The sequence below is a fragment of the Maribacter sp. MAR_2009_72 genome (genome assembly GCF_007827235.1).
GTDB lineage: Bacteria > Bacteroidota > Bacteroidia > Flavobacteriales > Flavobacteriaceae > Maribacter > Maribacter sedimenticola.
Genome location: NZ_VISB01000001.1, coordinates 1,607,657 through 1,632,801 on the forward strand (window position 1 = coordinate 1,607,657; position 25,145 = coordinate 1,632,801).

The 25,145-nt window shown below is 38.1% G+C and carries 25 protein-coding genes and 5 tRNA genes; 11 read left to right on the forward strand and 19 right to left on the reverse strand.

What is annotated here, in order from left to right:
* Position 1: 1 nt before the first annotated feature.
* The 19 genes from rplK to JM81_RS06660 form a co-directional block, all read right to left on the reverse strand.
* On the reverse strand, positions 2-439 hold the full coding sequence (rplK, locus tag JM81_RS06570) for a 50S ribosomal protein L11 (protein ID WP_144801555.1): 438 nt from the start codon (positions 437-439) through the stop codon (positions 2-4).
* A 70-nt stretch (positions 440-509) separates the two neighbouring features.
* Positions 510-1,061, reverse strand: a complete 552-nt coding sequence (gene nusG, locus JM81_RS06575) for a transcription termination/antitermination protein NusG (RefSeq protein WP_089262964.1) — start codon at positions 1,059-1,061, stop codon at positions 510-512.
* Between the two features lie 8 nt (positions 1,062-1,069).
* Positions 1,070-1,258: a preprotein translocase subunit SecE gene (secE, locus tag JM81_RS06580; RefSeq protein ID WP_068484277.1), complete on the reverse strand. Its 189-nt coding sequence runs from the start codon at positions 1,256-1,258 to the stop codon at positions 1,070-1,072.
* A 54-nt stretch (positions 1,259-1,312) separates the two neighbouring features.
* Positions 1,313-1,385: transfer RNA gene (locus tag JM81_RS06585), tRNA-Trp, on the reverse strand.
* A 100-nt stretch (positions 1,386-1,485) separates the two neighbouring features.
* Positions 1,486-2,673, reverse strand: coding sequence for an elongation factor Tu (gene tuf / locus JM81_RS06590; RefSeq protein ID WP_089262966.1), 1,188 nt, complete (start codon positions 2,671-2,673; stop codon positions 1,486-1,488).
* A 55-nt stretch (positions 2,674-2,728) separates the two neighbouring features.
* Positions 2,729-2,800, reverse strand: a tRNA-Thr gene (locus JM81_RS06595).
* A 70-nt stretch (positions 2,801-2,870) separates the two neighbouring features.
* Positions 2,871-2,943, reverse strand: a tRNA-Gly gene (locus JM81_RS06600).
* Between the two features lie 47 nt (positions 2,944-2,990).
* Positions 2,991-3,072: transfer RNA gene (locus JM81_RS06605), tRNA-Tyr, on the reverse strand.
* A 27-nt stretch (positions 3,073-3,099) separates the two neighbouring features.
* Positions 3,100-3,173, reverse strand: a tRNA-Thr gene (locus JM81_RS06610).
* Between the two features lie 102 nt (positions 3,174-3,275).
* Positions 3,276-3,578 (reverse strand): ribosome hibernation-promoting factor, HPF/YfiA family, encoded by a 303-nt coding sequence (gene hpf / locus JM81_RS06615; RefSeq protein ID WP_144801558.1) that lies wholly within the window; start codon positions 3,576-3,578, stop codon positions 3,276-3,278.
* Between the two features lie 49 nt (positions 3,579-3,627).
* Positions 3,628-4,518: a tyrosine-type recombinase/integrase gene (locus tag JM81_RS06620; protein WP_144801561.1), complete on the reverse strand. Its 891-nt coding sequence runs from the start codon at positions 4,516-4,518 to the stop codon at positions 3,628-3,630.
* Between the two features lie 92 nt (positions 4,519-4,610).
* Positions 4,611-4,805, reverse strand: coding sequence for a 30S ribosomal protein S21 (rpsU, locus tag JM81_RS06625; RefSeq protein WP_027067859.1), 195 nt, complete (start codon positions 4,803-4,805; stop codon positions 4,611-4,613).
* 93 nt (positions 4,806-4,898) lie between these two features.
* Complete coding sequence (locus JM81_RS06630) at positions 4,899-6,074, reverse strand: acyl-CoA dehydrogenase family protein (protein ID WP_089262972.1); 1,176 nt, start codon at positions 6,072-6,074, stop codon at positions 4,899-4,901.
* A gap of 10 nt (positions 6,075-6,084) precedes the next feature.
* A complete protein-coding gene (locus JM81_RS06635) occupies positions 6,085-6,963 on the reverse strand; it encodes a ComEA family DNA-binding protein (RefSeq protein ID WP_144801563.1) in 879 nt (292 codons plus the stop codon).
* A 12-nt stretch (positions 6,964-6,975) separates the two neighbouring features.
* Positions 6,976-8,586: an alanine/glycine:cation symporter family protein gene (locus tag JM81_RS06640; protein ID WP_089262976.1), complete on the reverse strand. Its 1,611-nt coding sequence runs from the start codon at positions 8,584-8,586 to the stop codon at positions 6,976-6,978.
* A 91-nt stretch (positions 8,587-8,677) separates the two neighbouring features.
* On the reverse strand, positions 8,678-9,685 hold the full coding sequence (locus JM81_RS06645; RefSeq protein ID WP_144801566.1) for a potassium channel family protein: 1,008 nt from the start codon (positions 9,683-9,685) through the stop codon (positions 8,678-8,680).
* A gap of 3 nt (positions 9,686-9,688) precedes the next feature.
* Positions 9,689-9,916 carry a PspC domain-containing protein gene (locus JM81_RS06650; RefSeq protein WP_089262980.1) on the reverse strand — a complete coding sequence of 76 codons (228 nt, stop codon included), beginning with the start codon at positions 9,914-9,916 and terminating at the stop codon, positions 9,689-9,691.
* A gap of 11 nt (positions 9,917-9,927) precedes the next feature.
* Positions 9,928-11,205 carry a DUF2851 family protein gene (locus tag JM81_RS06655; RefSeq protein WP_144801569.1) on the reverse strand — a complete coding sequence of 426 codons (1,278 nt, stop codon included), beginning with the start codon at positions 11,203-11,205 and terminating at the stop codon, positions 9,928-9,930.
* A gap of 54 nt (positions 11,206-11,259) precedes the next feature.
* Positions 11,260-11,568 carry a rhodanese-like domain-containing protein gene (locus tag JM81_RS06660; protein WP_089262984.1) on the reverse strand — a complete coding sequence of 103 codons (309 nt, stop codon included), beginning with the start codon at positions 11,566-11,568 and terminating at the stop codon, positions 11,260-11,262.
* 138 nt (positions 11,569-11,706) lie between these two features.
* Between JM81_RS06660 and JM81_RS06665 the strand changes: the two genes are divergently transcribed.
* The 11 genes from JM81_RS06665 (at position 11,707) to JM81_RS06715 (ending at position 25,097) form a co-directional block, all read left to right on the forward strand.
* The gene (locus tag JM81_RS06665) at positions 11,707-12,153 is read left to right on the forward strand and encodes a MarR family winged helix-turn-helix transcriptional regulator (RefSeq protein ID WP_144801572.1); all 447 of its coding nucleotides are present in this window, start codon (positions 11,707-11,709) and stop codon (positions 12,151-12,153) included.
* Positions 12,154-12,162: 9 nt separating this feature from the next.
* Positions 12,163-12,795, forward strand: a complete 633-nt coding sequence (locus JM81_RS06670) for an NAD(P)H-dependent oxidoreductase (protein WP_144801574.1) — start codon at positions 12,163-12,165, stop codon at positions 12,793-12,795.
* 29 nt (positions 12,796-12,824) lie between these two features.
* A complete protein-coding gene (locus JM81_RS06675) occupies positions 12,825-13,406 on the forward strand; it encodes a YceI family protein (RefSeq protein WP_089262990.1) in 582 nt (193 codons plus the stop codon).
* 260 nt (positions 13,407-13,666) lie between these two features.
* Entirely contained in the window at positions 13,667-15,064 is a 1,398-nt protein-coding gene (locus tag JM81_RS06680) for an anthranilate synthase component I family protein (RefSeq protein WP_144801577.1), read from the forward strand.
* A gap of 1 nt (position 15,065) precedes the next feature.
* Positions 15,066-15,629 carry an anthranilate synthase component II gene (locus JM81_RS06685; RefSeq protein WP_089262994.1) on the forward strand — a complete coding sequence of 188 codons (564 nt, stop codon included), beginning with the start codon at positions 15,066-15,068 and terminating at the stop codon, positions 15,627-15,629.
* Between the two features lie 68 nt (positions 15,630-15,697).
* Positions 15,698-16,693: an anthranilate phosphoribosyltransferase gene (trpD, locus tag JM81_RS06690; protein WP_144801579.1), complete on the forward strand. Its 996-nt coding sequence runs from the start codon at positions 15,698-15,700 to the stop codon at positions 16,691-16,693.
* 47 nt (positions 16,694-16,740) lie between these two features.
* Entirely contained in the window at positions 16,741-17,529 is a 789-nt protein-coding gene (trpC, locus tag JM81_RS06695; RefSeq protein WP_144801582.1) for an indole-3-glycerol phosphate synthase TrpC, read from the forward strand.
* Entirely contained in the window at positions 17,526-18,152 is a 627-nt protein-coding gene (locus JM81_RS06700; protein ID WP_144801585.1) for a phosphoribosylanthranilate isomerase, read from the forward strand. Before trpC ends, JM81_RS06700 begins: the two co-directional genes overlap by 4 nt.
* Positions 18,149-19,333, forward strand: coding sequence for a tryptophan synthase subunit beta (gene trpB / locus JM81_RS06705; protein ID WP_144801588.1), 1,185 nt, complete (start codon positions 18,149-18,151; stop codon positions 19,331-19,333). The genes JM81_RS06700 and trpB overlap by 4 nt, the downstream gene beginning before the upstream one ends.
* 11 nt (positions 19,334-19,344) lie before the next feature.
* Positions 19,345-20,109 (forward strand): tryptophan synthase subunit alpha, encoded by a 765-nt coding sequence (gene trpA / locus JM81_RS06710; protein WP_144801592.1) that lies wholly within the window; start codon positions 19,345-19,347, stop codon positions 20,107-20,109.
* A gap of 257 nt (positions 20,110-20,366) precedes the next feature.
* Positions 20,367-25,097, forward strand: coding sequence for an Ig-like domain-containing protein (locus JM81_RS06715; RefSeq protein ID WP_186435543.1), 4,731 nt, complete (start codon positions 20,367-20,369; stop codon positions 25,095-25,097).
* Positions 25,098-25,145 lie beyond the last annotated feature (48 nt).

Consider the following 25,145-nt stretch of genomic DNA (forward strand, 5'->3'; position numbering starts at 1 on the left):
TTTAAAAAGGTTTTTTACCTGATACCTTCATACCCATAGACCTAGCAGTACCAGCTATCATACTCATAGCCGATTCCACGGTAAATGCGTTAAGGTCAACCATTTTATCATCGGCTATTGCCTTGATTTGGTCCCAAGTTACACTCCCTAATTTTACTCTGTTAGGTTCGCCAGATCCTTTTTTAATCTTAGCCGCTTCCAATAGCTGAACTGCCGCTGGTGGTGTTTTTACAACAAAGTCGAAAGACTTATCCTTGTAAACGGTGATAACAACTGGTAATACCTTACCTGGTTTATCCTGCGTACGAGCGTTGAACTGCTTACAGAATTCCATAATGTTAACACCGGCAGCACCTAAGGCGGGTCCAACCGGTGGCGATGGATTCGCTGCACCTCCCCTAACTTGTAGTTTAACTACTTTACCTACTTCTTTTGCCATTGTTTAAAATTAAATTGAAAGTGTGTTTACGGAAGCAACACAACTTTAATTATGTATGTAACACTTAATATTATACTTTTTCAACTTGCATATAACTTAACTCTAATGGTGTTTTTCTTCCGAAAATCTTAACCATTACCTCAAGCTTGCGTTTTTCTTCGTTTATCTTTTCGACCGTACCGTTGAATCCATTGAACGGACCATCTATTACCTTTACGGTCTCCCCAAATACAAATGGTATGGCAACACTATCGGTATTAACCGCCAGCTCATCTACCTTACCAAGCATTCTATTAACTTCATTCTTTCTTAAAGGAACAGGATCTCCGCCTTTTGTTTCCCCTAAAAATCCAATAACATTAGTGATAGAACGAATAATATGAACCATTTCTCCTCCCAAATTGGCTTTAATCATAATATAACCAGGGAAATAAACACGTTCCTTATTAATTTTTTTACCGTTCCTGATTTGAACTACTTTCTCTGTAGGAACAAGTACATCCTCTAAATAATCAGAAAAACCGTGACGTTCAACTTCGCTTTCAATATAGCCTTTGATTTTATTCTCTTGACCACTGACCGCCCTTACAACGTACCATTTCTTTTCCAATACTTCTGACATAGGTCCTCTTAGTTTAAAACAGTGTTGAAATATAACTTGATCACCTTACTGAAGACCGTATCTACACCCCAAGTAGCCAAAGCAAATAGGATAGAAAACACCGCTACAACAACCATTAAATTTGATGATTCTGCACGTGAGGGAAGAGTAACATTATTCCTTAACTCTTCAACGGATTCTTTTATATATGTGAACATCTAATTCTGTTTTACAATTTCAACTAATGAGATTTCAACCTCTATACTCTTGCGCACGGGAGGAGAGACTCGAACTCCCGACACCTGGTTTTGGAGACCAGTGCTCTACCAACTGAGCTACACCCGTAAAAAATGGTGAATCAAATAACTCACCTATTCTTTTATTTGCATGTAAAGGTGTCCCGCATGAGCAGGACACCCTTATATACAATACTCTTTAGATTGAATTAATCTATAATCTTAGTTACCTGACCAGCACCTACAGTTCTACCACCTTCACGGATAGCGAAACGTAGACCTACGCTCAATGCGATTGGCTGAATCAACTCAACAGTAATAGTAAGGTTATCACCAGGCATTACCATTTCTACTCCTGCAGGAAGTGCAATGTTACCAGTAACGTCTGTTGTCCTTACATAAAACTGTGGACGGTAGTTATTATGGAATGGCGTATGACGACCACCTTCTTCTTTTTTCAATACATAGACCTCAGCTTCAAACTTAGCATGTGGCTTAACAGAACCTGGCTTACAGATTACCATACCACGGCTAATTTGAGATTTTTCAATACCTCTCAACAAGATACCTACGTTATCACCAGCTTCACCTCTATCCAATATTTTACGGAACATCTCAACCCCAGTAATAGTAGAGTTCAATTTCTCCGCACCCATACCAATGATCTCAACTGGATCACCAGTGTTTGCAATACCAGTTTCTATACGACCAGTTGCAACAGTACCACGACCAGTAATCGTAAATACATCTTCAACAGGCATTAAGAAATCCTTATCAACATCCCTAGCAGGAAGCTCGATCCAGCTATCAACAGCATCCATCAATTCCATTACCGTATCAACCCATTTTTGCTCACCGTTCAATGCACCTAATGCAGATCCAGCGATTACAGGTCCATTATCACCATCATACTCATAGAAAGAAAGCAATTCCCTTACTTCCATTTCAACAAGCTCGATCAACTCCTCATCATCGACCATATCCACTTTGTTCATGAAAACAACGATTCTAGGAATACCAACCTGGCGACCTAAAAGGATGTGCTCACGAGTTTGTGGCATTGGACCATCTGTAGCGGCAACAACTAAAATAGCACCATCCATTTGAGCAGCACCGGTAACCATGTTCTTTACGTAATCCGCGTGACCAGGACAGTCAACGTGAGCGTAGTGACGGTTAGCTGTAGAATACTCTACGTGTGAAGTGTTAATAGTAATACCTCTTTCTTTTTCTTCAGGAGCGTTATCGATAGAATCGAAACTTCTCAGTTCAGAAAGACCTGCGTTTGCCAATACAGTAGTAATAGCAGCAGTTAATGTAGTTTTACCGTGATCCACGTGTCCAATAGTACCTATATTTAAGTGCGGTTTGGAACGATCGAAAGTTTCCTTTGCCATGTTTAATGAATTTTAATCTTAGTTTATATTAGTGTACAAATTTATACCTTAATTGAGCCAATGACGAGAATTGAACTCGTGACCTCTTCCTTACCAAGGAAACGCTCTACCCCTGAGCTACACCGGCGTAAAGTGTCGAATCTATTTACAAAACAGACTCCTGCCTTCGCAGGGACGACATTTCTGTCTAATTATTGAGCGGGAGACCGGGTTCGAACCGGCGACATTCAGCTTGGAAGGCTGACGCTCTACCAACTGAGCTACTCCCGCTTATAACATTACAATATTTCAATAAAATTACTTTAAAAATAGTTTTGTGGGGAGAGCAGGATTCGAACCTGCGAAGACGTAGTCAGCAGATTTACAGTCTGCCCTCGTTGGCCGCTTGAGTATCTCCCCTCAAACTAATATTTTAAAGAACTTCAGAGCCGATGGAGGGACTCGAACCCACGACCTGCTGATTACAAATCAGCTGCTCTAGCCAGCTGAGCTACATCGGCTTATTTACGACTTTTATCGCCATAAAAAAGCCCGCTATTTCTAACGGACTGCAAATGTATAGTATTTTTTGTTTATTCAAAACAAATTTTAAAAAATTTTTATCATGCCTGCACTCTTAATTTTTCCTTTTGTTTTATTAGCCTTCTTTCCAACGAATTACACGCAGAGTCTACAGCCTCCTCAAATGATTTACATTGCTTTTTTACAACGAATTTATCCTTAGGTACGTTTATTTTTATCTCGACTATCTTATTTATTTTAGAACTCGTATTTTCTACCTTCATGTAGACGTCCGAACTAATGACCTTTGAATAAAAGGTTTCTACCTTGTTAAGCCTGTTCTGCAAAAAATCTATCAACTTACGATCTGCATTAAAATTTACCGATTGTGTATTTACTTTCATACTCAGAAAATTTATGGCCAAGAAAAATGTTGGCCTGATTAGACGATTATTACTTGTTACCCCTTGGGTGCGCTTTTGCATGAACTTTTTTTAATTCTGCAATACTATTATGTGTGTATACCTGGGTAGACGCCAAGCTAGTGTGCCCCAACAATTCTTTGACCGAATTTAAATCCGCACCTTTATTCAAAAGATGGGTGGCAAAGGTGTGCCTTAAAATATGCGGGCTGGTCTTCACCTTGCTTGACACCATTCTAAAATACTTGTTTATTACTCTATAAACAAGTGTTTCATATAATTTATTGCCAGATGCCGTCAGAAAGATAAAATTGGAATCATTTATCTGTTCAAGCCCTAGGCGCTTATTTAAATAGCCTATAATCATTTCCTCAGTTTCCTGCAGCATTGGGATCAATCTTTCCTTGTTTCTTTTTCCCAATACCTTAATGGTTTTGGCATCAAAATCAATATCCGATACTTTTAACCCAATAAGTTCCGCCCTACGCATACCGGTCGTATACAGAATATGTATTAACAATTGATCTCTACACCCTTCAAAAGTATCAGTAAATTCAATGGCGGTAAGTACATCCCTCATCTCCAGTTCAGAAAACGGCACCTCTATTTTCTTGGATGTTTTCAATGCCCTATGCTTTATTAAAGGACTAATATTAATGACCTCTGTTTTTTGCAAAAATTTATAATACGCCCTTAGCGATGAAATTTTTCTGTTAATGGACCTATTGTTGATCTTTAGCTCAGATAACCTAACTATCCAACTTCGCACAAGAGCATATTCAATATGATCTATGTCCTCAACCCCAAACGCCGCCGTAACAAACTCACAGAACGACATTATATCACTTTCATAAGCCTTTACGGTATGATCGGAATAATTCTTTTCCAATAATAGATATGAAGTAAATTCAGCTATAAACATTACTTAAAGGTATCAAAAGAATTAAGTTAGTTAAGATTTGCGCAAAAAAAATCCCGCATAAAGCGGGATTTTCTATATTATAAAAACAAAGTTTAGATTTCTTCTTGATCTCTAAGACCTTGAATATATTCTGCTTTTTGGATTTGAGCTCTACGAACTACAGATGGCTTATTGAACTGTTGACGCTTACGTAACTGTCTCATTGTACCTGTTTTATCGAACTTTCGCTTAAAGCGCTTTAAAGCTCTATCTATGTTTTCTCCTTCTTTTACTGGTATTATTAACATGGGCTAAACCTCCTCTCTTTATGATTAAGGGTGCAAATATAAGAACTAAATTCATTTTAGCAACCTATTATCAAATTTTTAAAAATTATTTATCTATTGCTGAACAGTAGCAGGTCTGTACTCCTTTTTATCAATAACCATCTTGGCAATTATCTCCCTAAGTATTTCAGAGGTTCCACCTCCAATTGGACCCAACCTGCTATCCCTAAAGTTTCTGGCCATAGGATAATCCTCTATATACCCATATCCACCCAAAAACTGCAAACATTCATACGCCACCTCATCTGCTACCTTCGTTGATTTTAATTTTGAAATGGTGGCTTCCTTTACCACATACTGTCCTTTGTCCAAGCGATAAGCTACAGAATAATTATACTCCTTGCACATATCTATATCCGCATACATATCCGCAACCCTGTGCCTTAATGCTTGAAATTGGTCGATCGTCTTGCCAAAAGCCTCTCGCTCCGACATATATTGTAGTGCATATTCCAAAAAATATTCCGATCTGGCATGTGCATTGACGCCCATGATCAACCGCTCAAGGGAAAAATGCTCCATGATATAGGAAAAGCCCATATTTTCTTCACCCATAAGATTCTCCACAGGTATCATGACATTATCGAACGCCAGTTCTGCCGTATCCGATGCTCTCCAACCCAATTTATTCAACTTGTTGGCCGTTACCCCTTTACTCTGCCGGTCTACCACAAAAATACTTATGCCCTTATTACCCAACTCAGGTGCCGTCTTGGCGGCAACGATCATATAATCCGCATACACGCCATTGGTTATAAAGGTTTTTGAACCATTTAATATATAATGGTCCCCTTTACGAACTGCCGTGGTACGCATTCCTGCAACATCACTTCCACCAAAAGGCTCAGAAACACAAAGACACCCAACCTTATCACCATCCACACTAGGTCGTAGATACTTTTCCTTAACAAAAGAATCGCCTTCCTTGTTTAAATGGGTCATTGCCAAATATGCATGGGCCCAAATTGCCGCAGCAAAACCTCCGGAATTCACCTTTTGCAATTCTTCCAATAAAATTACGGTATAGAACAAATCAAGACCCAGACCACCATCTTCCTCCGGTGTGGCAAGTCCAAAATATCCCATATCACCAAATTTCTTCCAAATGAACCTTTCAATAGTTCCATTGGCCTCCCATTTATCTATATGCGGAACAACTTCTTTCTGTAAAAATTCTTTTAAGCTTTCCCGAAAAAGTTGATGCTCTTCCGTGAAGTACATACTTTGCATAGCGTTTTTTTTAGAGCGACAAATATAAACCAATTCTCTCAATTCGTTCCGATGGAAATCCTTCAATTTTTAACAATTCGTTCAAAGAATTAATACTTCCGTTGAGATTACGATAATTTACAATACGCTGGGCCACCACTTTTTGAATATATATCAATTTTGATAGTTCTTCAACCGTGGCCGTATTTACATTAATTTTTTCAACTTTTGGCTTGGATAGGACCTTGAACCGCTTAAGCGTTTTCTCCACAACCTCATCTTCAAGTCCATATACATCAAACAATTGTTCATCAACTAAAAAACCTCCCAGTCTATCCCTGAATTTTATAATTCTAGTAGACAATTTTTCCCCAACTCCGTTTATTGTTTGCAATTGTTCTGCCGTAACTTCATTAATATCTAGAACAGGAATTGATTTTGAATAGTTTTTATGTTCGTTACCAAATTGATTACTTTCAACAGCACCGATCTTAGACTTGGCCACCCATTCTGGAAAATTAAAATTTGGCGAAATAGCTTTTAAGAGTGAATCTGATATTAACGTGACTTTTTGGAACTCTTCTGCAGAATTCACAAATTTACCCGTGTTCCTAAATTCATGTAACCTATCTATTTCCTCAACGGACATGCCCAAACTATATCCTTTATAGTCCGAAATAAAATTTGGATTGAACTTATAGATAATTTTGTCTTTCTTTTCCGCCAATACCTGTTTAAGCGAATCTATGCGCTGCTGCTCGGTAAAATTGCTTTTTAAGGGATAACCATCCCTAATATAATTGTGGTTTACATAAAAAAAGATTTCAACCAACACAAGGAACAACAGCAAAAAGAAAATCCCACTACGTTCTTGTTTAGTGAACTTAAAGTGGGATTTTAATTTTTTCAAAAGGTACGGTAATTAATATACTTTTTTAATTGCCGTTAAATATCGCTCAAAACTCTTTTTTACTTTAGGAAAAAGTATGAGCAGACCTATCATGTTAGGGAACACCAATGCCAAAATCATAGCATCCGAGAATTTTATTACCGCATCTAACGTTGCGGCGGCTCCTATTACTACAAACATTAAAAACAATACTTTGTAAATAATATCTGCGGTCTTTCCACGACCAAATAAATATTTCCATGATTGAAGACCATAATAAGACCAAGAAATCATTGTAGAAAAGGCAAATAGGATTATGGCTATTGTTAGGACATATCTAAAGCCAGGAATTACGGAATCATACGCCATAGAGGTTAAATCCACCCCACCTACATAATCACCTGTTTCACTCAACATTACCGTACTACCAATACCGTTACCGTACTCAAAGGCACCGGCATCCATATTAAAGAAAATTATCACCAATGCTGTCATGGTACAAATGACCACCGTATCAATAAATGGTTCAAGTAGTGCTACAATACCCTCACTTGCAGGATACCTGGTTTTAACGGCAGAATGCGCTATCGCCGCAGAACCTGCACCCGCTTCATTGGAAAAGGCTGCACGTTGGAAACCAACAATTATAACACCTATGATACCCCCAATAGCAGCATCAGGAGAAAAAGCTCCGGAAAAAATCATTCCAAAAGCATCACCTATATATTTTATGTTGGCAAATATGATCACCAAAGACGCCAATACATAGATACCTGCCATAAAAGGCACGATTTTTTCTGTAACACTGGCTATCTTTTTAATACCTCCAATAATTACTACGCCTACCAAAATAGCAAGTATTAAACCAATAATTACACCTGTGGCACCACCTTCCAAATTGAGCATTGAGGTTAATTGTACAGCTGCCTGGTTAGATTGAAAAGCGTTACCCCCACCAAATGAAGCACCAACGCAAAGTACTGCGAATACGCCAGCAAGAATTTTACCTAATACTTTTAAGTTACTTTCACTTAATCCCCTGGACAAATAATACATTGGCCCACCATACACTGTACCATCTGGACCAACGTCCCTATACTTGACACCAAGGGTACATTCTACGAATTTTGTTGACATTCCTATTAGACCACATACGATCATCCAGAATGTTGCACCAGGTCCTCCTAAGGCAATGGCGACCGCCACACCTGCAATATTCCCTAAACCTACGGTACCTGAAACCGCAGTGGCCAAGGCTTGAAAATGACTAACTTCACCTTCTTCACTTTCATCACGTATGGTATCTGGGATATCACCGTCTTCGGTCATGTGCATTTGAACTTTTTCAAGACCGTATTTTTCTATCTCCTCATATTTTCCACGTACTACATTGATTGCCAAAGGAAATTTACTTATACCTGGAAATTTGAAATAAATCGTAAAAAAAGTTGCTCCTGCAATCAATAGAATTAAAACTATGGGAATATCAAAACCTGCAATGGGAACGGATGTTAACACCGTAGCCTCCCACCATATTGCAAATGGCATAAAAGCGTCGTTCACTTTTTCATCAAGACCTTTTTCCTGTGCAAAGGTCAATGTTGGTATTAAAAATGATAAAATGATCAGAAGTCTATACTTCATAGTTTTCAAATTAGTTATTGAATTTAGTTAGTTAATCTAGCAATATCTTAAAAATTATGGATGCAATCAAATTTATACGACATAAAGATTTTTATTCTATATGAAACATTTTGTTCAATTTTTTAATTTGCTCCGGTCTGCCCAACACTATAATCTTGCTCTTTGGCTGTAATTTTAAATCTGCCTCAGGATTTATGGTATAATCCCCATCAGGTGAAATATACCCAATAATTGTGCACCCTGTCTTTTTTCTAAGATCTAAATCCCTAAGCGAATTACAATCTATTTGATCCGCAAAATCCTCAATGGCCACTTCTTCCAAATTAGTGGTGTTCTCACCCTCCATAGATAATTTATCCATAAACGTTATTAAATCTGGCATAACAACTAAGGAGGCCATATGGTCACCTCCTATTTTATCTGGCATTATTACTTTATCCGCACCCGCCAAAAACAACTTTTTTTGCGATGTCACCAATGATGCCCTACTAATGATAAAAAGATTTTTCTTTAACTGCCTTGCAGACAATACAACAAAAAGATTGGCCGCATCATCCGGTAGTGTAGCTATAAGGTATTGTGCCCTTTGAATACCTGCGGTCATTAGTACTTCATCATCATTGGCATCACCCTCAATAAAAAGAACCTCATCCTCATAACGTTCAATAACTTCCTTGTCCTTTTCTATAACGACAAAGGATCTTTTATACGCCTTTAACCTTTCCGCCGCTTGCATACCGTTTCTCCCAAAACCACACACTACTACATGTTGATTTAAATTTTCAATAATATTCTTCATCTTCTTCTTTTTTAATAATTGCAAGGAATTTCTTCCCAACATATACTCCGTAATCACGGATATGGCATAACCAAATATGAAAACGCTGGTCACAATTAAAATAACAGTAAAAATTTTACCGTCCGCACCCATTGGCCTAACCTCGGAAAAACCAACCGTTGTTACGGTAATAATGGTCATGTAAAATGCATCTACCCAAGAATAATCAGATATAAATCTATAGCCAATTACCCCAAACGCCAATACCAAAAGCATTAACGCCAACGCCAAATATATCCTAGACTTGAACAGGTGTATCATATTTTACAAATCAAAAACGGAATTTCTTTTGGTATAGATGAGATCTTTTATCCTAAGCCAAAATGCCAGAAAAAGATAGAGGGCAAAGCCAAAGCCAACTGTGACAAATGTTAGGTATATAAAGGATGTCCTTACCACCCTAGCTCTTATACCTAATCTTTCGGCAATTCTACCGCACACTTCAAAACCTCTTTTTTGTAGATAATGCAATAAATTATAAAATAATTTCATGGTGTATAAAATTAGACTTTTATATTCATTAATTGGGCACCTATGGCACAATCCAAACATTTGCCGGTTTTACAATATGCATTGTAGAGTTGAAGATAAGCTTGGGAAGATTTTGCATTTGTAATCTTCCCCCCAATGTCCCTATATCTTTCAATAATACTGTTTTGTTCACTTCTAAAAGTACCCATCAATTGAAATAATGCATCATTATTTGTTTGACCAATATATTGTTGATAGCTAAATTTTAAAGGAATTACCGTATTTATCATAATAAGCTGAACAAAAGAATCTGTAATATGCTTAATTTTCCTATTAGATTCTTTTTCGAACGTGTAATGGGTATTCCAATATTCACTTGTACCCAAATTCACAAGATCAGATACATCTACATCTTTCCTATCTATTAAATTTTGAAACAAATTATTATTGGTAGCATAAATTTTGGAAAACTGTGCGAGTCTTATGGTAGGAAAGTTAAGTGGCCTTAATTTAAAAAATTTTGGTTTGGTCAAAGGCTGAACTAAACGGTATTTGGACTTTAAATATTGATATTCCCTACATAACCGATTATAGTAACTATCTATCCCCGGTTCCTGTTCTAACAACCCTGCCTGCCCCATGAGCAAACTTTCCATTACCAAAGGTTGCCCAAATAACTTTCTGACTATAGAATAGCGTATAGATTTACCAATGGCCAAAAATGCATCTGCATTTATTTTGGAACCAAAATTTTTTAAAAGCATCAAGAACAGAACATATTCCCAATCATTGTCTGTAAATTTCAACAATTCATTAATTACCCCGGACTTGCCCTGTAAACGTTCTATGAACAGACGGTCAAGCCAATTTTCCTTTATGAACGTATCAACTTGCTTAAACTCATTCTCGCAATTTATAAATTTATAATTCTTAGTATTGAATAGTTGCTTGTACGTTTCAAGCAATGCTACAGAAATATATTCCTGCAAGGATAAGGTGGGTATTTGAGTACCATCTTTTCTATATACTGAAACATCGTCTTTCCAAACCACATGAAGAATGACATTGTCGTAACCTGCATCTAATTGGTGGTTATGTGCAAACCAATCTGAAGATTTTATATGGATTTCTACGTTGCCGGCCCATAGTTGACCGTCCAGTTCTATTTGGGCATTAAAAAAATCCGGACCGCTTAGTTGGTTGTGTAATCCAGAACTCTTTACCTGAATAGATTTACCACATGTGGACTGCAGACCGTTTAAAGGATATTTTTTGTATTTCCATAAATAATGCAGTAAATCCTCTTTCATTTCCTAAAAATAAAAAACCCGCCGTAAAGCGGGTTAAATTATTATAAGAAATTATTATTCTGTCTCACCTTCCCAATTCATAAAACCTCCTTGAAGGTTATACGCATTCTCAATTCCTAAACTATTCATGATCGAACACGCTTGTCCGCTTCTGTTACCGGACCTACAATACACATAATAATTTTTGGACTTGTCCAATTTCTGTAATTCCTCAACGAACTCCTGTCCTTTATATATATCAAGATTAATTGAATTGGGAATTACACCGTCTTCCAATTCCTCTTCTGTTCTAACATCAAGTATAACTGCATTGGGATCGTTTTCCAATTGCTCTTCCCAATCTTGTTGTGATAAATCTGCCATAGTAATTAATTATAGGGTAAAAATAATCGATTTTTATGAAAATCATACCCTCCTGAAAATTTAACAAAAAATTAATCCTAATAAAAACAAACTATATAAAAAACTAATTACATTTGTATATACAAATATTGTATTGACATGAATGTAGAGGAAATTATTAAGACCAAAACAAACATACCATTACCCAAGCGCACAATTATTCATTTATCATTGGTTGTGAACAAGATTGATGAAATAATTGCTACCACACTTAAACCTTATGAAATTTCTATTCAACAATATAATGTACTGAGTATTCTAAGAGGTCAGAAAGGAAATCCTGCAAATTTATCTACCATTAACGAACGCATGGTAACAAAAATGAGCAATACCACTAGGCTTGTAGATAAATTGATTATGAAAGGTTTTGTAAAGCGCCGTGTGTGCAAGGAGAATAGAAGAAAGGTTGAAATTTTAATTACGGAAACAGGATTAAACATCCTTACGGAAATTGATGGTATACTTTTTGAAACTGAAAAACGTATTCTAGAAAATTTCAACGAAAATGATTTAAATGAGTTTAATATTTTACTTGATAAATTTTAATTACTATACATGAAAAACGTTCTAGATAAGCTTAACTGGCGATATGCCACCAAAATGTTCGATGCTTCCAAAAAAGTATCTGAAGAAGATTTAAACATACTATTGGATGCGGCAAGACTTACTGCCTCATCATATGGGTTGCAACCCTATCATTTTTATGTTATAGAGGATAAGGATGTTAGGGCCAAATTAAGAAAAGCCTCATATGATCAGGCACAAATAACAGATGCATCGCACCTTTTGGTATTAGCAAATAGACCTACCTTTGACGAAAGCTTGGTAGATAATTATATTGATAATATTATAAAGACTCGCGGGGTTTCCAAAGGTGATGTTGAAGGATATTCCAATATGATGAAAGGAGCACTAATGGGATTGCCAGATGCACATAAAAACTCTTGGACATCAAACCAGACCTATATTGCCCTAGGTAACCTATTGACCATTGCCGCAGAGATGGAAATAGATACGTGTCCTATGGAAGGTTTTGACAAAGCTCAATACAATGAAATATTGGGATTAGCAGAGAATAACTTGAACGCGGCGGTAGTATTGGCCGTAGGATATCGTTCAAACGAGGATAAGACCCAACATTACCCAAAGGTTAGGTATTCCAAAGAAGAAATTATTACACATATATAAATTAACACAAACATTAAAAATTAAAAAAAATGAAAAAATCATTATTAAGTTTAGCATTGGTTGCCATATTTGGATTAACGGCAACGGCCTCTACCCCTAAGGAAGATGAGAAAAAACAAGTAAACGTTAGCGCCAGTACAGTAACATGGAAAGGATATAAAGTTACTGGGGAACATAATGGTACCATTAAACTTAAATCAGGTTTTTTGGAAATGAACGGTAAAAAATTAACCGGTGGTGAGTTTGTTGTAGATATGACCACTATCTCTTGTAGTGATTTAGAACCTGGACAAGGAAAAGAAAAACTGGAAGGTCATTTAAAATCTGGCGACTTTTTTGGAGTGGAAAACCACCCAACCTCCAAATTGGTTTTTACTTCAGTTAAACCAATGAACGATACGTCTTATACCGTTACCGGAGACTTGACCATTAAAGGTATTACCAGTCCCGTAACTTTGGTTGTTTCAATGTTTGAGAACAAAGCAACTGCTACGATTAAAGTTGACAGAACAAAATTTGATATTAAATATGGCTCTGGTAGCTTCTTTGATAATTTAGGGGATAAAGCTATCTATGATGAATTTGACCTGGTAGTTGACCTTGCTCTTTAAATTACTATTTAATTTTAGAATTAAATTTTAAACAATTTTAAATCCCTTTGATATATTTCAAAGGGATTTTGCTTTTTGATACCGTAAAGTTTGAAAGTTTAATTTTCCTTTTTATATTTGATGCTCAATGAAAAATTTAAATGTAAATACTTGGTGGTGGAGCAACTTACGAAAAACATCGTGAGCAAAGCATCATTGTAGTAAAACTATATAAAGGCTTGTCATCACGACAAGCCTTCTTTATTTTATCAAATTACCTTATGACCTATCAATTTAAAACATATCACAAAAAAATACTGGCGGACACCGTAACCCCTGTAAGTGTTTACTTAAAAATAAGAGACCGTTTTCCAAACAGTATTCTTTTAGAAAGTAGTGACTACCATGCTAACGACAATAGTTTTTCTTATATCTGCTGCAATCCTATTGCATCTATAAAAGTTGAAAACGAACATATCTATACACAATTTCCTGATGGAAAGACAGAAACAATGGAAATTACACCAGAAACGGATGTAGTAAATATCATAGATAATTTTAGCAAAACCTTTAAAGCAGATAGTAATGATTTTAAATTCATAAATAACGGTTTATTCGGTTATATGGCTTATGATGCCGTTCGTTATTTTGAAGATGTAACATTATCTCCCAAACCGGACTCCATTAAAATTCCGGACATCTATTATGCTGTATATCAGAATATTATTGCTATAAATCATTTTAAGAACGAGGCATACCTTTTTGCGCATTGTTATGACGCTGAAAATAATATTCCTGAGTTGGAACAACTTCTTCATATCAGAAACTTTGCCACCTATAATTTTAAAATAGAGGGAGATAAGGAATCTAACTTAAAAGATGAGGAATTTAAGGAACATGTTGCCCTTGCTAAAAAACACTGCCAACGGGGCGATGTTTTTCAGCTGGTATTAAGCAGGCGTTTTTCCCAAGGATTTAAAGGAGATGAGTTTAACGTATATAGAGCTCTACGATCCGTAAACCCTTCTCCCTATCTTTTTTATTTTGATTATGGCGATTTTAAAATTTTTGGCAGCTCTCCTGAAGCTCAACTTATTGTCAGTGACGGCAAGGCAGAGATACACCCAATAGCCGGTACTTTTAAAAGAACGGGCAATGATGAGCAAGATGCACAGCTTGCCAAGGAACTTAAGGCAGATGATAAGGAAAACAGTGAACATGTCATGCTTGTGGATTTGGCCAGAAATGATTTAAGCAGGAACGGTAATGTTGTACAAGTGGAAAATTATAGGGAAGTACAGTTTTTCTCTCATGTAATCCACTTGGTTTCCAAAGTCACCGGTATGAAAAAGAAAGATATCCCTACCATGAAAGTAGTAGCGGACACCTTCCCGGCAGGTACCTTGAGCGGAGCTCCAAAACATATGGCCATGCAGCTTATAGAAAAGTATGAAAAAACCAGTAGGGGTTACTACGGTGGCGCTATTGGGTTTATGGACTTTAAAGGCAATTTTAACCACGCCATAATGATCAGGACCTTTTTAAGCAAAAATCACAAATTACATTATCAAGCGGGTGCGGGACTTGTTGCGGCATCCAACCCAGAAAGCGAGTTACAGGAAACATATAATAAATTGGGAGCACTGACCAAAGCTTTGGAATTAGCTGAAGAAATTTAACATGAAGAAAATATTAGTCATAGACAATTACGATAGTTTTACCTATAACCTTGTACATTATCTGGAGGAACTAGGTTGCGAGGTAATCGTAAAACGTAACGATCAACTTACATTGGATGAAGTTGACGCTTTTCAGAAAATAGTCTTATCACCTGGTCCCGGCATACCTGATGAGGCAGGCCTATTAAAACAGATTATCGCTACCTATGCCCCTACCAAAAGTATTTTTGGCGTATGCCTTGGCCAACAGGCAATAGCAGAGGTTTTTGGCGGCTCATTAATTAATTTGGACGAGGTATACCACGGTATTGCTACTAAAATAAACATTACTAAAGAGGACCTGATCTTTACGGACATGCCAAAGGAAATTGAAGTTGGACGCTATCATTCCTGGGTTGTAAATGCCAATCTACCAAATGAACTAGAAGCTACTTCAGTTGATGAAAACGGACAGGTAATGTCCTTGAGGCATAAAAAATATGATGTTCGCGCAGTTCAATTTCATCCAGAATCAGTACTGACACCACAAGGCAAAAAGATGTTGGAGAATTGGTTAAACCTGTAATACCAAGTAACTAGAAAACTTAAGCAAGAAAACAGCGTAGTAATTGCCTATTACTTAATAGTATAAAAATGAAGGAAACACTAAATAAACTTATTAATCACGAAACATTGTCCAAGGAGGATGCTAAGCATATTCTAGTGAATATTGCAAAAGGTGATTACAACACCAGTCAGATAGCAGCATTCCTAACCGTATATATGATGCGCAGTATTTCCCTTGAGGAACTGGAAGGATTTAGAGATGCCCTGTTAGATCTTTGCCTGGCAGTTGATTTATCTGCCTATAACCCTATTGACCTTTGTGGTACCGGCGGTGATGGTAAGGACACCTTCAATATTTCTACATTGGCATCATTTGTTACCGCCGGTGCAGGAGTTAAAGTAACCAAACACGGTAATTATGGTGTTTCTTCTAAATGTGGTAGCAGTAATGTTATGGAGTTTTTAGGTATTAAATTTAGTAATGACCCCGGTTTTTTGGAAAAATGTATCGATCAGGCCGGCATATGCGTTTTACACGCTCCGCTTTTTCATCCTGCCATGAAAAATGTAGCACCCATTCGCAAAGATCTGGCCGTAAAAACATTCTTTAATATGTTGGGTCCTATGGTAAACCCGGCTTTTCCAAAAAACCAAATGGTAGGTGTCTTTAATTTGGAACTTGCTCGTATGTACGGTTACCTCTATCAAAAGACCGATAAAAATTTTACCGTCCTACATGCTTTGGACGGTTATGATGAAATTTCATTGACCGGTAACACAAAGACTATTTCCAACCATACGGAAAGTATGTTGAAGCCTTCTGATTTTGGTGTAAGCCAAATTATGCAATCTGATATAGTTGGGGGAGATTCCATTGACACTTCTGCTCAAATCTTCCTGAACGTATTACAGGGCAAAGGCACGGAAGCACAGAACAATGTGGTATGTGCCAATGCGGGTATTGCCATTGCTACAGTTAAAGACCTTACACCCATTCAAGGTTTTGAACGCGCAAAGGAATCGTTAATTAGCGGAAAGGGACTTGCGGCATTGAAAAAAATACAGGAGCTGAGTAGAAATTGAGAAATAAAAAATAATCTGTCAAACACACAAATGCATAGCAGTAACTAATGAATATTCTTGATAAAATAGTAGCCGACAAACGGAAAGAAGTAGATTTAAAAAAATCCATACTATCCATATCATACCATGAAGCTTCAGCCCTCTTCAAAAGAAGTACAATTTCTTTGGCTAAGGCGCTAAAAACAAGCGATACAGGTATTATATCTGAGTTTAAACGCAGGTCTCCATCAAAGGAAAGCATTAACCAAAACGCCAACGTTGGCCAAGTGGCAAAAGGGTACGAGAAAGCTGGTGCTTGCGGTATGAGCGTATTGACGGACATTAAATATTTTGGTGGATCTTTAGAGGATTTGATCTTGGCCAGGGCATCTGTACAACTGCCATTACTCCGTAAAGAATTTATTATTAGTGAATATCAAATTATAGAAGCCAAGGCATTTGGTGCCGATGTTATTTTATTAATAGCCGCTATCTTGACCAAACAAGAAATAAAAAAGTTCTCCGAGCTTGCAAAAAGTTTAGGCCTAGAGGTGTTACTAGAGGTGCATAATGAGGAAGAGTTGCACAAATCCATAATGCCCAGTTTAGACATGTTAGGAGTAAACAATAGAAACCTCAAGAATTTTGAAGTAAGTCTAAATACGAGTAAAACCCTTTCCCAACTAATTCCGGATGACTTTGTAAAAGTTTCCGAAAGTGGTATCAGTTCCATTGACGCAATCAAAGAACTTAGACCTTTCGGATATGAAGGGTTTTTAATTGGTGAAAAATTTATGAAGACCAATGACCCGGGCAAAAGTGCCCAAACATTCATTAAAAATTTAAAAACGCAATGAAACTTAAAATTTGTGGAATGAAACATAATACGGCCGAGGTTGCACAATTGCGACCAGATTACCTTGGCTTTATCTTTTGGGAACATTCCTCAAGATTTTTTGACACTGAAATTCCACAGCTACCCCACCATATTAACAAAGTAGGAGTTTTTGTAGATGCCAAACCCAAATATATCATTGAAATGGTGAAGAAGCATCAACTTCAGGGAATTCAGCTTCACGGACAGGAAAGCCCAATATATTGTAAAAACATTTCATTGGACCTTATAAAGGAAAATCAAAAAGTGAGCATTATCAAAGTGTTTTCCATTAAGGATGAGTTTGATTTTGGAGTATTACAGCAGTATGAAAATTGTTGTGATTTTTTTCTGTTTGATACAAAAGGAAAATTACCGGGAGGCAATGGCTACACCTTTAACTGGTCTGTTCTAAAAAATTATCCGTCTAACAAACCTTATTTTTTAAGTGGAGGCATTGGACCGAACAACCTGGATAAAATCAAGCAATTTTTAGAATTGCCTGAATCCAAAAACTGTTATGCCATTGATATCAATAGTAAATTTGAATTACAACCCGGATTAAAAAATATTGAAGAATTACAAAAGTTTAAAAAAGCGCTATGAACTATAATGCAGATGAAAAAGGATACTACGGTGAATTTGGTGGTGCCTTTATCCCTGAAATGTTGTACCCAAACATAGAGGAATTACGACAAAATTATTTAAAGCTGATGTATGAAGAATCTTTCCAAAAAGAATTCCATCAACTCTTAAAGGATTATGTGGGCAGGCCTTCTCCCCTATATTATGCAAAACGGCTTTCAGAAAAACATGGCTGTAAAGTCTATCTTAAAAGGGAAGACCTCAACCATACCGGCGCCCATAAGGTAAACAATACCATTGGTCAAATCTTAATGGCCCAAAAACTCGGTAAAACAAGAATTATTGCCGAAACCGGTGCAGGACAACATGGGGTAGCTACCGCTACGGTCTGTGCACTAATGGGTATGGAATGTATTGTGTATATGGGGGAAATAGACATTGCACGCCAAGCACCCAATGTTGCCCGTATGAAAATGTTGGGTGCAGAAGTAAGACCTGCCAAATCCGGAAGCAGAACCCTTAAGGATGCCACAAATGAAGCAATAAGGGATTGGATCAACAATCCTGTAGATACACATTATATCATTGGCTCCGCTATAGGACCACATCCATACCCAGATATGGTAACAAGATTTCAATCCGTAATATCCGAAGAGATAAAATGGCAGTTGAAAGAGAAAGAAGGTCGTGAAAATCCAGATTACGTGGTAGCCTGTATTGGTGGTGGAAGCAATGCCGCGGGCACCTATCACCATTTTCTCCATGAACCGGAAGTAGGTATAATTGCTGTTGAAGCTGCTGGTAAGGGGGTTCACTCCGGCGAAAGTGCTGCTACGTCTGCTCTTGGAAAAATAGGTATTATACATGGCTGTAAAACCATGTTGATGCAAACCGCTGATGGGCAGATTACAGAACCATATTCCATATCTGCAGGACTGGACTATCCTGGGGTAGGACCAATGCATTCACACCTATACACGTCTAAAAGGGCAGAGTTCTATTCCGCAACCGATGATGAGGCCATGGCAGCAGGATTGGAACTGTCACAACTGGAAGGCATCATACCTGCCATTGAAACCGGCCATGCATTCGCCATTTTCAATCATAAAAAATTCAAGAAAGATGATGTGGTCGTAATAAGTCTATCAGGTAGAGGAGATAAGGATTTGAACACATATATTGATTATTTTAAGTTAGCATAACATAACACCTTATGAGCAACAGAATCAACACCAAATTAAAAGAGGACAAAAAACTATTATCCATATATTTTACAGCTGGATATCCTTCACTGAACGATACGGTGCAAATCATAGAGGACCTAGAAAAGAACGGGGTAGATATGATCGAAATTGGACTGCCCTTTAGCGACCCGTTAGCTGACGGACCTACCATACAGGAAAGCTCAACGGCGGCATTGCACAATGGCATGACCACAGAAACCTTATTTCAACAGATCAAGGATATACGCAAATCAGTTTCCATACCCTTGATCATTATGGGTTATTTTAACCCGGTATTACAATATGGTGTTGAGGCCTTTTGCCAAAAATGTCAGGAAATTGGCATAGACGGACTCATTTTACCTGACCTCCCCTTAGATGTCTACCAAGAGGAATATGAGGCTTTGTTCAAAAAATATGGACTGATCAATGTTTTCTTGATTACTCCACAGACCAGTAACGAGCGTATTGCCGAAATTGACAAGGCCTCTAACGGGTTTATTTATATGGTAAGTACTGCCAGTGTCACTGGATCCAAATCAGGATTTGGCAAAGAGCAGGAAAATTATTTTGAGCGTATTGCCGCTATGAACCTTAAAAATCCGCAAATAGTTGGTTTTGGAATCAAGGACAAAGAAACGTTTACGCAAGCTACAAAAACTGCCAAAGGCGCAATTATTGGATCAGCATTTATAAAATTTTTAAACTCAAGTGGGCCTAAATCAATCTCACAATTTGTAAAAAAAATTCGCTAAACAAGTTTTCTTTTCAAATAGAATAGATATCCGTTTTTAATACCTAACCAAGCTTTACTTAGCCATGAAATTATCATTGTGGTGCTATCGTACAATTAGTAATGTTCTAAAACACACAATTACAAATAGTTAGATGTAAGATTTTATATACATCTATTTAAACCAAAGGTACATTACCAAAAAAATTGGGTGTTAATCGAGTAATTGACCTCTCCAATGCCCATACCTCTATTTTTATGTGGTTAAACCAAACCATAATGAAAATAAAACTACCATTAGTCCGTACCAATAAAATTGCATTGGGCATCTTTTCCTTATGTCTATTAAGTGCCATTCCCTATTTTTCGGGATCGGGCTTGGATAGTCCAGAACATATGGGCGCTTTTTTAAACGGAGCATTCCCAGATAAATCCAATGCCAGCGATCCCTACATCAGTGTTTTTCCAAACTTGACCTTTGATTCTCCATTGACCTTTACGCCGGTTCCCAATACCAACAAATTGGTTGTGGGCCAACGGGACGGAAAAATCTATTGGTTTGAAAATAGGAACGATGTTGCGGGCAAAAATCTTTTAAAAGATTACTCCAATGAGGTTGGTGTAGTTTGGGACGGAGGCTTTTTAGGTTTGTCCATTCACCCTGATTTTGGTACTAATGGTAAAAACTATTTTTATCTTTTCTATACGACCAAAGATGGACAAGGACGAGATTATCCAGATTCCTTCTTAAGTGGTTTTGGTTGCAGCAGGGAAGATTACTGGGGCGGCTTTTTAATTTTAAAAAGAATAGAGGTAGATCCCGTTTCAATGAATGTTATTGATAACAGTGACCTTGAAATGATAAAAATGCGTATGTTCAGTTCCACTCACCGTGGTGGTGGAATGGCGTTTGGTGATGATGGTTTTCTGTATATCCCAACAGGTGACCAATCCGCTTATAGCAAACCACAGAACAGTACTACCAATTTAGATGGTGGCGTACTAAGAATAGATGTGGACCAGGACCCAAATAAGAGTCATGCCCCAATAAGAAAAATGCCACAAGGAGGCCGTTTTCCAGATGAAATTTCAGGTGTTGGTTATGGTATTCCAAATGACAATCCTTTTTTAAGTCCAGACGGCAGCAGATTTGAAGAATATTATACCGTAGGCCATAGAAATCCGCATAGAATGACCAAGGATAAACTTACGGGAACCTTCTATATAGGGGAAATTGGTGAAGGTACACATGAAGAAATCAATATTATTAAACCAGGTAAAAATTACGGCTGGCCTGTCTATGAAGGATACTACAACCGTGGTACTTCCTGTACCAATTTATTGGATGGCATGCCACATGAAGGACCGCTGGTGGCATTTCCACGATCGGACGCCAATGCACTTATAGGTGGCTATGTTTACAGAGGGGCGGCAATGCCGGATTATTATGGAAAATATATCTGTGCAGATTATGGCGTAGGTGAAGAAATATGGGCAGTGGACATTGTAACGGGAGCGTACGAGACAATTACCCAATTCTCGCCCACAAATATCATTTCATTTGGCGAAGACCATAATGGGGAGCTATACCTGCTCAGCCAAGGTAATAATGTAAAATTGTATAAGCTTAGACAACAAGGCGAATTAGAGGGCAGTGTACCTGAACTATTATCAGAAACTGGAGCTTTTACCAATTTACAGACATTGGAAACAAATTCAGGAATATTACCCTATGAACTAATTGAATCCTTTTGGTCCGATGGTGCCGAGAAAAAACGTTGGATGGCCGTTCCAAATAACGGAACGCACAACACACCATCAGAGCAAATTTCTTTTTCCGAAAATGGTGATTGGCAATTTCCGGTAGGCAGTGTTCTAATAAAACATTTTGAGCTGCCCATAGATGAAAACAATCCGTCATTGACCAAGCGATTGGAAACCAGGTTTTCCATAAAGGCCAGTACAGGGTCATTTTATTTTTTAACCTATAAATGGAACGACCAACAGACCGATGCCGTATTACTACCCAACGGCCTAGATGAAAACATTACCATTACCAAAACAGATGGCAGTACCGCCACACAAAAATGGAGCTACCCGTCTACACAGGATTGTATTTCATGTCATAACCCTGCAACCGGTGGTGCCCTAGGTACCAATACTAGATATTTGAACAGTGATTATACCTACCAAAAAACAGGACGTACGGCAAACCAATTGGTAACACTCAGTCATTTAGGTGTGCTTAACGAAACCATTACGGATGCAGCTACAGTTGATTTTCAAACATATAGGGCATTAGACGACCCATTGGCTTCCTTAGATGAAAAAGCAAGGTCATATATGGACTTAAATTGTGCGTATTGCCATAGGCCCGGTGGTACGGGAGACAGGGCCCAGTTTGACCTTAGACTGTTCAACACTCTAGCCCAGACCGGTCTTTTTGATGCGGGTACCAATACACCCATAGGTATACCTGGAGAACGTATTTTTGTACCAGGTAATGCCGATGAATCTATTATATTCCACAGAACAAATTCGGTCGACCCTAGTATTATGATGCCCCCAATTTCCAAAAACCAGGTTGATGCCAAGGCGGTGCAACTCATAAGGGATTGGATCGATCAAATGGACCCCGAACCTTGCGGAATACGTAATGTAACTGAAGATTTTAGCAACACCTCCGCTAATGAATGGACTACATCCGGAACGGCATCTACGGGTACTTTTGTAATAGCCGACCCCACGGCACAGACTTCCTCCGGTATTCTAACACAACCAGAGGACGATCATAGCGCTACGGATAACAATGCGTTCTTCACCGCGACCAACACATCCGTTGGCGTTAATGATGTGGACGGAGGAGTAGCCATTGCAACTTCCCCTACCTATACCGTTGTAGACGAATCGGAACTGTCTATCTGGTATTTCTTTGGACAACGGGATGCCGGTGATGATAACGGTGATTATTTTCTTTTGGAATACTCAATTGACGGTGGGGCTACCTATACAACTTTGGCATCTTATGGTGATGAGACCGTAGTGGCAAGTTGGACCAATGCTACCGCTATTATTCCTTCAAATTCCAACTTGGTCGTTAGGGTATCCGCAGCTGACGGACCTAATGATGGCGATATAGTGGAAGCAGGTATTGATGACTTTACCATTACATCAATTTGCCCGGACCCCATAAGGGTCACGGCGGTTGAATTGACTCCTGAAACATTAAATTTAATTGAAGGAACAACGCAACAATTGAATGCCCTTGTAAGACCTGCAGATGCCGATGATATCTCGGTAACTTGGTCCTCCGACAACAATGACATTGCAACTGTGGATTCTAACGGTGTAGTAAATGCCATTCAGGAAGGGACTGCCACCGTTACGGTAACGACCAATGACGGTCAATTTATGGACACCACTGTAATTTCCGTTGAACGTGCCCAAATTCCAGTAACCGGTATTTCCCTTTCACTAGAAACATTGACACTTATCCAAGGCCAAGCCGCCACCCTAATCGCTACGGTGACCCCACAAGATGCAGATGAAAAAGAGGTCGTATGGACTACGAACCACCCACAGGTTGCTACAGTGGACAATAATGGCAAGGTAACGGCAACAGGTTTGGGAGAAGCCAGCGTTACTGTAACGACCGTGGACGGAGGCTTTACGGCATCTACCTTTATTAGGGTAAACTCTGCACCCAATGTTGAAATGTTAATTGCCCCAAACCCTGCAGATTATGTGGTTTATGTATACTTTGGGTATTCTGAGCCTTTGAACATCACAACCTTACATATTTATGACCAGAACAACAATCTTGTAAAAACATTTACCGATCCGGCATCTATCTTGGATGGTGAAAACTATAGATTGCCCTTAGCAGATTTACCCATTGGAAACTATACGATAGAAGGTGTAAGTACCATAGGTAATTATCAAAAAACCTTAAGCATTTCCAGGGAAAGTATTTCCGTAACGGGAATTACGCTTAGCTTACCGAACGCAAATGTACAGGTGGGCAATGAATTAACGTTGATACCTACAATAACTCCATCAAATGCAACCGATAAAACGGTACTATGGAATTCTGACAATTCCAATATTGTAACCGTGGATAGCTCTGGTAATATTACAGGCGTATCCGAAGGTATTGTTACTATAACGGCAACAACGGTAGACGGAAATTTTACGGCTACAAGCACGGTGAACGTAAGTGCCAACCCCGTTAACAATGTAACTATATTAATGGCCCCTATACCAGCGGATTATGTGGTATATGTATTTTTTGATGCGTTGGAACCTTTGGAAATAACCGCCTTGCGTATTTATGATGACAATAACATCTTGGTCAAAATTTTTGATGACCCTGCATTGGTATTGGTAGAAGGCGATAACTATAGGCTTCTTATCAATGATCTGCCAGTGGGTGTTTATACTGTAGAAGGTGTGAGCACTACAGGAACGTACAGCAAGCAACTTACCATAGCCCGTAATAATGTACCGGTAACAGGTTTGACCTTAGGAATAACCACGGCCAATATGATCGTTGGGGAACAATTGACCATACCGGCAACGATTGTTCCATCAGATGCAACGGACAAGACCGTTATCTGGAGCTCAAGTGATGAGACAATTGCTACGGTAAATGAATTTGGAACGGTAACAGCGTTATCACAAGGAGAAATAACCATTACGGCGATAACGGCAGATGGAGATTATGAAGCAACATCTACCATTACCGTAGAGCCCATAATAATGCTAATTGCCCCTAACCCGGCAACGTTTGTGATCTACGTATATTTTTATTCCCCCAACCCCATGGAAATATCGACTATAAATATTTATGATGCTATGGGAAGATTGGTCAAGACCTTTAATGACCCTGATGCCACTTTGGTTGAAGGTAATAATTATAGGTTATTGGTAGAGGAATTGCCCTCAGGTTATTATTTTGTTGAGGGTGTTACGTCATTGGGGAATTATCAAAAACAAATTGTAATTGAATAATCGTCATTATGAATATTTAAAAAGGCCATCTAGATCAGATGGCCTTTT